Consider the following 11,748-nt stretch of genomic DNA (forward strand, 5'->3'; position numbering starts at 1 on the left):
CGGGCGAGCGCGGCACCTGTCAGTCGCGCCTTTTCGAATGGCACCAGTTGGGCCCTCGACGGGATGCAGCACTCGCGTGGAACTGGAGGCATCACAAAGTTTCGTACGCTCCGTGCAGAGCCTTTTCGAGAATTGCGCGCATGGCTGCGAGGCCCGGATCCGGAGCACGGTTCATGATGCCTATGAGCTGCGTCCAAAGATCATCCGGTGCGGTGTCCAGGAAATTGCGGACCGCCGAGCCGACGATATCGGCGGGCGAACAGCCGGAGTCATCAGCTGCTGCGGTCAGCCGCGCGGACAAGGCCGGCTCGTCGATAGCTGCAATGATGGCCATTGCTGCTTTTGGATCGTCCAACGAAGCGATAAGGTTCCCGAGCATCGAACCCTCCTCACTGCACCAACGGCGAGGCCGAGCCATCGACGGCAATTCCCTTGATGTCCGCCCGACCGACAAGGAGAGACACATATTGCGCGGTCGCCTGCCGATTGACGTGCTCCGTCAGGTAGGCGGCGATGCGTTCCCGCACGGCCTCGAACGGCAACCGGCGGCCATCGATACGGCGGGTGAGGCGAATAAGATGGATACCGTAACGGGTTTCCACCAGCGGCGAGATCTCACCGGGGGCGAGATCGCCTAGAGCGGCCTCGAACTCCGATGTCGTGTCGCCCGGCCCGATCTGACCCAGGCTGCCGCCCAAAGCTCCCGATGGGCAGTCCGAGCAGTCTCGTGCAAATTCAGCGTAACGATCTGGAGCCGCGGCAAGGACAGACCTGATCGACGACGCCTTTTCACGCGCAGCGGCAAAGGCTTCGCGCTCATCGCGACGAGCCGCTATGAGAATATGGTCGGCTTCATAGAGCGAGGGCGTCACGAAGCGGCGAAGATTGTTCTCATAGAAGCGCCTCAGCGCCTCCTCGTCCGCTTCGGGAACGCGAACCTCGCGCTCGATCAGGCCGCGCACCAGCGCGTCTTCGACGGTCTCCCTGCGTCCATCCTGGTCGGTCCGCTGCTCCACGGCGATATCGAGACGCCGGGCCTCCTGCAGGAGCAACTCGCGGATGACGAGCGCACGGGTCGCGGCACGCCAGCCCTCGCCAGGATTGCGGGCGGGAAAGTTCTGCACCTCGGCGGCAATCGCCTTGCGTGATATCGGCACGCCGTTGACGGTCACCGGCGGCATCGCCACGCGTTCGCGGGAGGGCGTCGTGTCGGGAGCTGCGGGTCGGTGTTCGTGCGGATGTTCGGACGATTTGCGGCCGGCCGAATGATCGATGAGGAGCGCGGCCATGGTCTACTCCGCGGGCTGGTGGGAGGGAGCGGCAGCGGGCCACCGAACCGGCTCGGACGATCGCATCGCTGGCACCGGCGCAGCTGGCCGGCGGGCCGCGAAGCGTGTGCGCACGACCTGGTAGCCGGGACGGCCGAGATACCAGACCGGCGCGCTCCAGACATGAACCAGCCTTGTGAACGGGAAGATCAGGAAGATCGTCATGCCGAGCAGGAGATGCGCCTTGAAGATCGGGTTGACGTCGGCGACATAGGCCGCGGCCGCCGGCTGCAAGGTGAGAATGCCCTGCGCCCAGTTCATGAATTTCACCATCTCGTGGCCGTCCATGTGGCCGAGCGAGACAAAGATGGTTGAAAGACCAAGGGTGAGTTGCAGCCAAAGCAGCAGCAGAATCGCGATGTCCCCGGGGGCGGATGTATTGCGGATGCGGTCATCGAACAGCCGGCGATGAGCAAGAAGCGCGATCCCGATGAAGCAGGCAACACCGGCGATGCCGCCGAGGGTGATGGCCAGCCCCTGCTTGAAACTGTGCGAGACGCCTAGCGCGTCGAAGACCCAGATAGGCGTCAGCAGGCCGACGAAATGGCCGCCGAAGATCACCAGGATGCCCACATGGAAAAGATTGGAACCCCAGCGCAGCTGGCGCCGCCGCAGCAGCTGCGAGGAACCCGTCTTCCAGGTATACTGCTCGCGATCGAACCGGATCAGGCTGCCGAGCAGGAAGATTGTCAGGCAGAAATAGGGATACCAGCCAAAGAGCGCGTGGTTGATTGTGTCGGACATAGCTTCCCTCCGTCAGGCCGCATTGTTGCGCGCATCGCGATTGGCGGCACGCATCTGGATTCTCAACCGGTCGACGGAACAGCCGTCCGTCGCATTTCCGGGGCCGAATGCGACGGCGGTCTCTTCCCAGGCAGCGTCGATGGCCGCCAGGTCGTCGGGCTCGTCGATTTCGGCAGCGCCCGCGACCGTGGCGGGCTCGCTGGCAATCGAGCATATGGCCGTGAACACGGCGGCATAGCCTCCGCTCCGCTTGGCGAGCCGCTCTTCCAGCAGCGAGAAGATGTGGGCGGCTTCATTGAGCAGGCCGCGCGCCTCTTCGAGCGGACGAGCGGAAAGAAACTCCAGGAAGAGCGGGATGAAGTCGGGCAATTCGTTTGCCGTGACGTCAAGCCCGCCGCGCCGGTAGTGTTCGGCCAGATCGACCATCGCCTGGCCGCGATCGCGGCTCTCACCGTGTATGTGTTCGAAGAGATGCAGCGAGTGGCGGCGCGTCTTGTCGAACAACTCGACGTAGCGCTCCTGCAGGTCATAGAGATCCAGGGTGGCCAGATCCGCAAGCAAGGGCTGCAGCTGCTTGCCTGCTTCGCCCGACGCCAATCCCTCGGCCGCAATCGCCGCGCCGATTTCCGGGATCGCCGCGCAAAGCTCCTCCGTCGGATAGGAAAGGAGCGCCGAGAGCGCCTTGAAGGTCCTGTTCGAGAGCGGCGCCGTCATCATGCGATCTCCATCGGGTTTGTCGGCCGCTTGGTCTGCTTGGTGCCGAAGAGGTTGGTATCCGTGGAACCGCCCGAGCAGCCGTTGCCGAAGGAGAAGCCGCAGGAGCCACGCATGTCCTGAGCGTCCTCGCTCCACTCGCGGTGCGACGTCGGGATGACGAAGCGATCCTCGTAATTGGCGATCGCCATCACCTTGTACATTTCGTCGATGGCCGAGCCCGTCAGGCCGACCCGCGCCGCGATCGACTCGTCGAGGCGGCCGTCGATCGTCTTTGCCCGCATATAGCTTCGCATCGCCAGCATACGTTCGAGTGCGAGGGCCACCGGCTCCTCATTGCCCGCCGTCAGCAGATTGGCGAGATACTGGAGCGGGATGCGCAGGCTGCGCACGTCGGGCATGTCGCCGTCCAACCCCATCTTGCCGGCTGCCGCCGCCGACTGGATGGGCGAGAGCGGCGGAACGTACCAGACCATCGGCAGAGTGCGGTATTCGGGGTGAAGCGGAAAGGCGATCTTCCACTCCATCGCCATCTTCCAGACCGGCGACAATTTGGCCGCCTCCAGCCAGTTGTCGGGGATCCCGTCGGCACGGGCCTGGGCGATGACGGCCGGATCGTTCGGATCGAGGAAAACGTCCAGCTGCGCCTGATAGAGGTCCTTCTCTTGCGGAGTGCTGGCAGCCGCCTCGATACGGTCGGCGTCGTAGAGGATCACGCCGAGATAGCGGATGCGCCCGACACAGGTTTCCGAACAGACTGTCGGCTGCCCCGCCTCGATACGCGGGAAGCAGAAGATGCACTTCTCCGATTTGCCCGACGACCAGTTGTAGTAGATTTTCTTGTAGGGGCAGCCGGAGACGCACATGCGCCAGCCGCGGCACTTGTCCTGATCGATCAGGACGATGCCGTCCTCCTCGCGCTTGTAGATGGCGCCCGACGGGCACACCGCCGCGCAGGCCGGGTTTAGGCAGTGCTCGCACAGGCGCGGCAGATACATCATGAAGGTGTTTTCGAACTGGCCGTAGATGTCCTTCTGGACGCCCTCGAAATTGACGTCCTTCGACCGCTTCTCGAATTCGCCGCCGAGGATCTCCTCCCAGTTCGGTCCCCATTCGATCTTTTCCATCCGCTCGCCGGTGATGGCCGAGCGCGGGCGGGCCGTGGGGAAAGCCTTCGACTCCTTCGCTGTGTGCAGATGCTGGTAGTCGAACGTGAACGGCTCGTAATAGTCGTCGATTTCCGGCAGATCAGGATTTGCGAAGATGTTGGCAAGGATGCGCCACTTGGCGCCGATCTTCGGCTCGATCTTGCCGTTCTTCTTGCGCCGCCAGCCGCCGTTCCATTTCTGCTGGTTTTCCCATTCCTTGGGATAGCCGACGCCAGGCTTGGTCTCGACATTATTGAACCAGGCGTATTCGACGCCTTCTCGGTTGGTCCAGACGTTCTTGCAGGTAACCGAGCAGGTGTGACACCCGATGCATTTGTCGAGGTTCAACACCATTGCGATCTGAGCGCGGATTTTCATTCTGCGGCCTCCTTGGCAGCATGGTCTTGCAGGGGTTCCTCGAGCCAGTCGACGGCCGCCATCTTGCGGACAACGATGAACTCGTCGCGGTTGGAGCCTACGGTTCCGTAGTAGTTGAAGCCGTAGGCTTGATGGACGTAGCCGCCGATCATGTGCGTAGGCTTGAGCACCGTGCGCGTCACCGAATTGTGGATGCCGCCGCGGTTGCCGGTCATTTCGGAGCCCGGCGTGTTCACGATCTTCTCCTGCGCATGATACATCAGCATCATGCCCTGCTTGACGCGTTGGGAGACGACGGCGCGGGCGGTCAGCGCTCCGTTGGTGTTGAAGACCTCGACCCAGTCATTGTCGACGATGTCCGCGGCCTTGGCGTCAGCCTCGGAAATCCACACCACCGGACCGCCGCGATTGAGCGTCAGCATCAGGAGATTGTCGCTGTAGGTGGAGTGGATGCCCCATTTCTGGTGGGGCGTGATGAAGTTGAGGACGATCTCCTTGTTGCCGTTGGGTCTCAGTCCCTTGACGGCGGGAATCGTCTTGAGGTCGACCGGCGGCTTCCACGTGACGAAGCCTTCGCCGAAGGCTCGCATCCACAGATGGTCCTGATAAAGCTGCTGCCGCCCGGTCAGGGTCCGCCACGGGATCAGTTCGTGGACGTTCGTGTAGCCGGCGTTGTAGCAGACCTTCTCGCTCTCGATGCCCGACCAGGTCGGCGAGGAGATGATCTTGCGCGGCTGGGCCTGAACGTCTCGGAAGCGAATCTTCTCGTCTTCCTTCGGGATGGCGAGATGGGCGTGCTCGCGGCCTGTCGCCTTGGAGAGCGCCTCCCAGGCCTTGACCGCGACTTCGCCGTTGGTTTCCGGCGCGAGCATCAGGATGACTTCGGTGGCGTCGATGTCCGTCTCGATCCTCGGCAGTCCCTTGGCGGGGCCGGCGGCCTGGACGCCGTTGAGCGCGCCGAGCGCCGCGACTTCATGCTCCGTCTTCCAGCTGATGCCCTTGCCGCCATTACCGATCTCGGTCATCAGCGGGCCGAGCGCGGTGAAGCGGGCGTAGAGGTTCGGATAATCGCGCGTGACAACGTTCACGGCCGGCATCGTCTTGCCCGGGATCGGCTCGATCTCGCCGCGCTTCCAGTCGGCGACATCGAAGGCTTGGGCGATCTCGTCGGGCGTGTCGTGCTGGATGGGGGTGAGGACAACGTCCTTCTCCACGCCCAGCACCTCCGGCGCGATGTCGGAAAAGGCCCTGGCAAGGCCCTTGTAGATATCCCAGTCCGAACGGGCTTCCCAAGCCGGATCCACCGCCGCCGACAGCGGATGTATGAAGGGATGCATGTCGGACGTGTTGAGATCGTTCTTCTCGTACCAGGTCGCGGTCGGCAGCACGATGTCGGAGTAGACGCAGGTCGTCGACATGCGGAAGTCGAGCGTGACCAGAAGGTCGAGCTTTCCCTGCGGCGCCTCGTCGTGCCAGACGACCTCCTTGTTGCGCACCTTGCCTTCGGCGCCGAGATCCTTACCCATGACGCCATGTTTGGTGCCGAGCAGGTGCTTGAGGAAGTACTCGTGGCCCTTGCCGGAGGAGCCGAGGATATTGGAGCGCCAGACGAACATGTTGCGCGGCCAGTTGGCCGGATCGTCCGGATCCTCGCATGCAAGGTCGAGCTCGCCCGATTTCAGCGCCCCCGCCACATAGTCCTTGACCTCGAGGCCGGCCGCCGAAGCGCGCTTGGCGATATCGAGCGGATTCTGCTTCAGCTGCGGCGCGGAAGGCAGCCAGCCCATGCGCTCGGCGCGGACGTTGTAGTCGATGAAGCTCTTGTTCCAGTCCCCTTCGGGCGCCGTCGGCGATAGGATCTCCTCAGCCGTCAGGGTCTCATATCGCCATTGGTCGGTGTGCGCGTAGAAGAAGGATGTCGAGTTCTGGTGGCGCGGCGGGCGCGACCAGTCGAGCGCGAAGGCGAGCGGCGTCCAGCCGGTCTGCGGGCGCAGCTTTTCCTGGCCGACATAATGCGACCAGCCGCCGCCCGACTGACCGATGGCGCCGCAGAACACCAGGAGGTTGATGATCCCCCGGTAGTTCATGTCCATGTGGTACCAGTGATTGAGACCGGCGCCCAGGATCACCATCGAGCGCCCGTTGGTCTTTTCGGCATTGGTGGCGAATTCGCGCGCCACGGTGACGATGGCGTCGCGCTTCACCCCGGTGATGCGTTCGGCCCAGGCGGGCGTGAACGGCACGTCGTCGTCATAGGAAGAAGCGACATTGGCGCCGCCGAAGCCGCGGTCGAGGCCGTAATTGGCCATTAGCAGGTCGTAGGCCGTCGCCACCTTCACCGGCCCGTCGACGGTCTTGATGGTGCGGACCGGGATATTGCGGGTCAGGATCTCGCCATGCTCGGTAGCCACGAAATGCTCGCTGGCGCGACCGCCGAAATACGGGAAGTCGACGGCTGCGATGTCGGCTCCATCGCCGGCAAGCGTGAGCTTCAGCCGGACGTCCCTCCCCTTGCCGTCCTTCTCCTCGAGATTCCACTTTCCCTGCTCGCCCCAGCGATAGCCGGCCGATCCGATCGGCGCGACCAGCGCGTCGGTCGCCTCGTCGATGGCGACCGTCTTCCATTGCGGATTGTTATTCTCGCCGAGGGCTCCCCTGATCTCGGAGGCACGCAGCAGGCGCTCCGGGACGAGCCTGCCGTCGCGCTCGGAAAGCCGCACAAGGAACGGCATGTCGGTGTAGCGCCGGGCGTAATCATCGAAATATGCGACGTTGCGGTCGAGATGATATTCGCGCAGGATGACGTGGCCCATGGCGAGCGCCAGCGCGGCATCGGTTCCCTGCTTCGGATTGAGCCAGATGTCGGCGAACTTCGTCGCCTCGGCATAGTCCGGCGAGACGACGGCGCTCTTGGTGCCCTTGTAGCGCACTTCGGTGTAGAAATGTGCATCGGGCGTCCGCGTCTGCGGCACGTTGGAACCCCAGACGATGATGAAGCCGGCATTGTACCAGTCGGCGCTTTCCGGTACGTCGGTCTGCTCGCCCCAGGTCTGCGGGCTTGCCGGCGGTAGGTCGCAATACCAGTCGTAGAACGACATGCACACGCCGCCGAGCAGCGACAGATAGCGCGAGCCCGCCGCGTAGGAGACCATCGACATGGCCGGGATCGGCGAGAAGCCGATGATGCGGTCCGGACCATGCTTGCGGGCGGTGTAGGCGTTGGCGGCCGCGACGAGCTCGTTCACCTCGTCCCAGGTGGCGCGCACGAACCCGCCATGGCCGCGGATCGAGATGTAGGATTGGCGCTTGTCCGCATCCTCGACGATCGAGGCCCAGGCCGCGACGGGCGTCATCCTGGCGCGGGCCGCCCGCCACAGCTTCAGCAGCCGGCCGCGGATCATCGGGTATTTCACCCGGGCGCCGGAATAGAGATACCAGCTGTAGGACGCGCCGCGCGCGCAGCCGCGAGGCTCGTGATTGGGCAGATCGGGCCGCGTGCGCGGATAGTCGGTCTGCTGCGTCTCCCAGGTGACGATGCCGCCCTTGACATAGATCTTCCACGAGCAGGAGCCGGTGCAGTTCACGCCGTGGGTGGAGCGCACGATCTTGTCGTGCTGCCAGCGCTTGCGGTAGCCGTCCTCCCAGGAACGATCCTCATTGGTCACGATCCCGTGGCCGTCAGAGAAACTGTCGACGGTCTTGCGGAAGAAGGTTAGCCGGTCGAGAAAATGCGACATTGATTTTTCCCTGGTTATTCGGCTGCGGCCGGATGGATGGGCGCGCCGTGCCTGGCGCGCTCGATTGCGTGGAGAAGGCCGCCTCTGCGGGTATAGACAGCCCAGGTGATGGCCAGGCAACTCACATAGAACAGAAGGAACGCCCACAACGCGGCGTCCGGCGAGCCTGTAAGCGCGATCGAGGTGCCGTAGCTCTTGGGGATGAAGAAGGCGCCGAAGGCCGCGATCGCCGAGGTGAAGCCGGTGATGGCCGCGGACTCTTTCTCCGCCTGCTGGCGACGTGCTTCCGCGTTGGCTTCGGGCAGCAAGCGGTCGATCTCCTTGGCCATGATCACCGGGATCATCTGGAAGGTGGAGGCGTTGCCGACGCCGGTGGCGAAGAACAGGAGCAGGAAGGAGGCGAAAAAGCCCAGGAACGCGCCAGGCTGATCCTTGATGCCGATGAACCACAACACCCCGGCAACGCCGGCGATCATCAGCACGAAAGCCCAGAAGGTGACGCGCGCGCCGCCATATCGATCCGCAAGCCAGCCCGAGCCGGAGCGCGAGAGAGCGCCGACGAGCGGGCCGAGAAAGGCGAACTGGAGCGCGTTGACGTCCGGAAACAGCATCTTCGTGAGCAGCGGGAAGCCGGCCGAATAGCCGATGAAGGATCCAAACGTGCCTGTGTAAAGCCAGCACATGATCCAGTTGTGACGGCGCTGGAAGATCACGGCCTGCTCTGCAAAGGACGCCTTGGCCGAAGCGATGTCGTTCATGCCGAACCAACTCGCGAAGGCCGAGACTATGATGAACGGAACGAAGATGAAGCCGGCGTTCTGCAGCCAAAGCGGCGCGTCACCGGCCGGTCCCTTGACCATGGCCGGATCACCGCCGAGCCAGCCGAAAATCCCGGTGGTGATCGCCAGCGGCACGACGAACTGGACGACGCTGACGCCGAGATTGCCGAGGCCGGCGTTGAGCGCAAGCGCATTTCCCTTCTCCGCCCTCGGGAAGAAGAAGGAGATGTTGGCCATGGAGGAGGCGAAGTTGCCGCCGCCGAAACCGCAGAGCAGTGCCAGGATCAGCAGCACGACATAGGGCGTGTCGGGGTTCTGCACGGCATAGCCGATGCCGACCGCCGGGATGATGAGCGACCAGGTGGTAAGCGTCGTCCAGAGCCTGCCTCCGAAGATCGGCACCATGAAGGAATAGAAGATGCGCAGTGTCGCCCCGGAGATCCCGGGCAGAGCGGCGAGCCAGAAGAGCTGGTCCGTGGTGAAGGTGAAGCCGACGAGCGGAAGCTTGGCAACGACGACCGACCATACCTGCCAGATGGCGAAGGAAAGCAGCAGCGCCGGGATCGAAAGCCACAGGTTGCGCTTGGCGATGCGGCGGCCGGTTTCAGCCCAGAAAGTCTTGTCCTCGGGACGCCAGTCGGTAAGGGGGCCGCCCGTCCGGGTCTTTGCCACCGGCTCAGGCATTTGCTGCATTTCCGGGAAGGGAGGCAGCTTGGCAAGGGCCTCGCCGACGGCTCCGCGCTCCATCTGGCGGATGGCCATGTGCATCCACAGCAGCGCGCCCGAGACCAGCAGGAAGAGCGCCATGAAGCAGCTCGTCCAGAGGCCGGTCAGGTCGAGCAGCAGGCCGAACAGGATCGGCAGCACGAAGCCGCCGAGGCCGCCGATCATGCCGACGAGTCCGCCGACCGAACCGACATGGTTGGGATAGTAGACCGGGATGTGCTTGTAGACGGCGGCCTTGCCGAGCGCCATGAAGAAGCCCAGCACGAAGATCGTGACGATGAAACCGAAAAGGCCCATCTCGATGTGGAAGGAGGTCGTCGTGCCGTTGGCGCCGTGGACGATATAGTCGGTTGGCGGATAGGACAGGATGAAGGTCGCCGCGACCGACACGAAGAAGGTCCAGTAGAGCACGCGGCGGGCGCCGAAGCTGTCCGAGAGATGTCCGCCATAGGCGCGGAACAGGCTTGCCGGCACCGAGAAGAAGGCTGCGATCATGCCAGCCGTCTTGATGTCGAGGCCGTAGACGTTGATGAGATATTGCGGCAGCCAGAGCGCGAGCGCCACGAAGGCACCGAAGACGAAGAAATAGTAGAGCGCGAAACGCCAGATCTGGACGTTCTTCAGAGGCTCGAGTTCGAGCCAGGCGCTTTTCGGCTTGATGCGGGAACGCCGGCGTTCGACGATGACCGGATCATCGTCCGTCGTCAGCCAGAAGATGACGGCCATGACGACGAGGGCCGCCGCCCAGACCTGGGCAACCGCCTGCCATCCGAAGGCGACGAGCACGAAGGGGGCGAGAAATTTGGTGACCGCGGCGCCGACATTGCCCGCGCCGAAGATGCCAAGTGCCGTGCCTTGCCTTTGCGGCGGAAACCAGCGCGACACATAGGCGACACCGACCGAAAAAGAGCCGCCGGCGATGCCGACGCCGAGGGCCGCGACCAGCATCTGCGGATAGGTATGAGCGTAGGACAACAGGAACGTCGCGGCCGCGGCGGCCAGCATGTTCGCGGTGAAGACGATCCGGCCGCCATAGCGGTCGGTCCAGATACCAAGCGCGACCCTCAGCAGGGAACCTGTCAGGATCGGCGTGCCGACGAGCAGGCCGAACTGGGTCTCGGTGAGGCCGAGTTCCTGTCGGATGCGAATGCCGATGATGGAGAAGATGGTCCAGACCGCGAAGCAGACCGTAAATGCGGCCGTGCTTGCGCCCAAGATTTGCACGGACTTCGCATTGACGGTCGTTTTCATCGCAGGCAGCCACTTCGACAGTTGATCTCAAGGATCGGGCTCTCGCCCGCTCGAGGCCAAAATGGCTAAGCCGGCATCGTCCGGCATTGATCCAAATCAAGGCGCGGCGTGACATTTGTCACAGACGATGCAGCGACAGCCGGAAGGCCTGAATTCGGAGAAGTGATATTTTGCTGGATGAAGTGACGCATGAGGGCGTGGCACCGGAAGAGTTACCGCTTTTTCGGGGGCTACCCTCATCCCGCCGGGCCGAGCTGCTGCGGCATGCCATGGTGCACAGCGTGTCCCCAGGCACCGTTCTGTTCGAGCAGGGCGACGCGCCGAATTTTCAGCTGATCGTGCTGGCGGGGTCCGCGCAGTTGTTCGGACGATCGGCCGAAGGCCGTGAAGTCTTGATCGAGGCTGTCAGGGCCCCGGATCTCATCATCCCCGCCGCCGTCCTGACCGACGCGCCCTATCTCATGCAGGCCAGGGTGCCAGAGCCTTCGCGGTTCTTGTTGATTCATGCGGCGGCGTTTCGCACCGCCGTCAATGCGGACCCTTTGCTGGCGCACGCGGTGATCGGAAGCCTCGCGCACCAATTTCGGCGGATGGTCCGTCAGATCAAGAACCTCAAATTGAGGACGGCGACCCAGCGCGTCGGATGTTATCTCCTGGCGCTGTCGAAGCGGCAGGGCACGCCGGACCGGGCCGTTCTGCCGTTTGAGAAGACGCTCATCGCGTCCGAGCTCGGCATTACGCGCGAGTCGTTTTCGCGCGCATTGTCGAGCCTGGGACAATCGGGCATCAGGGTCGACGGCCAGACGATAGCAATTCTCGATGCGCGCCGCCTTGCCGCCAGATGCACGCCCGACCCGCTCATCGACGGAGCGGACGCCGAGGATTTTGCAATCTGATGGGCCAATCTGACTGATGGGGCAATCTGACCGGCCATCGCGGCTGG

General features: G+C 63.6%; 8 protein-coding genes. 1 reads left to right on the forward strand and 7 read right to left on the reverse strand.

Annotation, left to right across the window (positions count from 1 at the left end):
- Positions 1-91 precede the first annotated feature (91 nt).
- The 7 genes from P9272_RS08335 to P9272_RS08365 are packed head-to-tail and all read right to left on the reverse strand — an operon-like array spanning position 92 to position 10,805.
- A complete protein-coding gene (locus P9272_RS08335) occupies positions 92-379 on the reverse strand; it encodes a hypothetical protein (RefSeq protein WP_128256610.1) in 288 nt (95 codons plus the stop codon).
- A 10-nt stretch (positions 380-389) separates the two neighbouring features.
- Complete coding sequence (locus P9272_RS08340) at positions 390-1,289, reverse strand: peptidylprolyl isomerase (RefSeq protein ID WP_278160143.1); 900 nt, start codon at positions 1,287-1,289, stop codon at positions 390-392.
- 3 nt (positions 1,290-1,292) lie between these two features.
- Positions 1,293-2,072, reverse strand: a complete 780-nt coding sequence (gene narI, locus P9272_RS08345) for a respiratory nitrate reductase subunit gamma (RefSeq protein ID WP_278160144.1) — start codon at positions 2,070-2,072, stop codon at positions 1,293-1,295.
- 12 nt (positions 2,073-2,084) lie between these two features.
- Entirely contained in the window at positions 2,085-2,789 is a 705-nt protein-coding gene (gene narJ / locus P9272_RS08350) for a nitrate reductase molybdenum cofactor assembly chaperone (RefSeq protein ID WP_278160145.1), read from the reverse strand.
- Positions 2,786-4,312, reverse strand: coding sequence for a nitrate reductase subunit beta (gene narH / locus P9272_RS08355; protein ID WP_278160146.1), 1,527 nt, complete (start codon positions 4,310-4,312; stop codon positions 2,786-2,788). Before narH ends, narJ begins: the two co-directional genes overlap by 4 nt.
- Positions 4,309-8,049, reverse strand: coding sequence for a nitrate reductase subunit alpha (locus P9272_RS08360; RefSeq protein WP_278160147.1), 3,741 nt, complete (start codon positions 8,047-8,049; stop codon positions 4,309-4,311). Before P9272_RS08360 ends, narH begins: the two co-directional genes overlap by 4 nt.
- A gap of 14 nt (positions 8,050-8,063) precedes the next feature.
- A complete protein-coding gene (locus P9272_RS08365; protein WP_278160148.1) occupies positions 8,064-10,805 on the reverse strand; it encodes an MFS transporter in 2,742 nt (913 codons plus the stop codon).
- 170 nt (positions 10,806-10,975) lie between these two features.
- On the opposite strand from P9272_RS08365, the gene P9272_RS08370 reads away from it, so the two are divergent.
- The gene (locus tag P9272_RS08370; RefSeq protein ID WP_278160149.1) at positions 10,976-11,701 is read left to right on the forward strand and encodes a helix-turn-helix domain-containing protein; all 726 of its coding nucleotides are present in this window, start codon (positions 10,976-10,978) and stop codon (positions 11,699-11,701) included.
- Positions 11,702-11,748 lie beyond the last annotated feature (47 nt).

The organism is Mesorhizobium sp. WSM4976 (assembly GCF_029625685.1).
Lineage (GTDB): Bacteria > Pseudomonadota > Alphaproteobacteria > Rhizobiales > Rhizobiaceae > Mesorhizobium.

Excerpts from the sequence above, each read along its gene's own strand:
- P9272_RS08335 (WP_128256610.1), bottom strand. The coding sequence starts at position 379 with ATGCTCGGGAACCTTATCGCTTCGTTGGACGATCCAAAAGCAGCAATG.
- P9272_RS08340 (WP_278160143.1), bottom strand. The coding sequence starts at position 1,289 with ATGGCCGCGCTCCTCATCGATCATTCGGCCGGCCGCAAATCGTCCGAA.
- narI (WP_278160144.1), bottom strand. The coding sequence starts at position 2,072 with ATGTCCGACACAATCAACCACGCGCTCTTTGGCTGGTATCCCTATTTC.
- narJ (WP_278160145.1), bottom strand. The coding sequence starts at position 2,789 with ATGATGACGGCGCCGCTCTCGAACAGGACCTTCAAGGCGCTCTCGGCG.
- narH (WP_278160146.1), bottom strand. The coding sequence starts at position 4,312 with ATGAAAATCCGCGCTCAGATCGCAATGGTGTTGAACCTCGACAAATGC.
- P9272_RS08360 (WP_278160147.1), bottom strand. The coding sequence starts at position 8,049 with ATGTCGCATTTTCTCGACCGGCTAACCTTCTTCCGCAAGACCGTCGAC.
- P9272_RS08365 (WP_278160148.1), bottom strand. The coding sequence starts at position 10,805 with ATGAAAACGACCGTCAATGCGAAGTCCGTGCAAATCTTGGGCGCAAGC.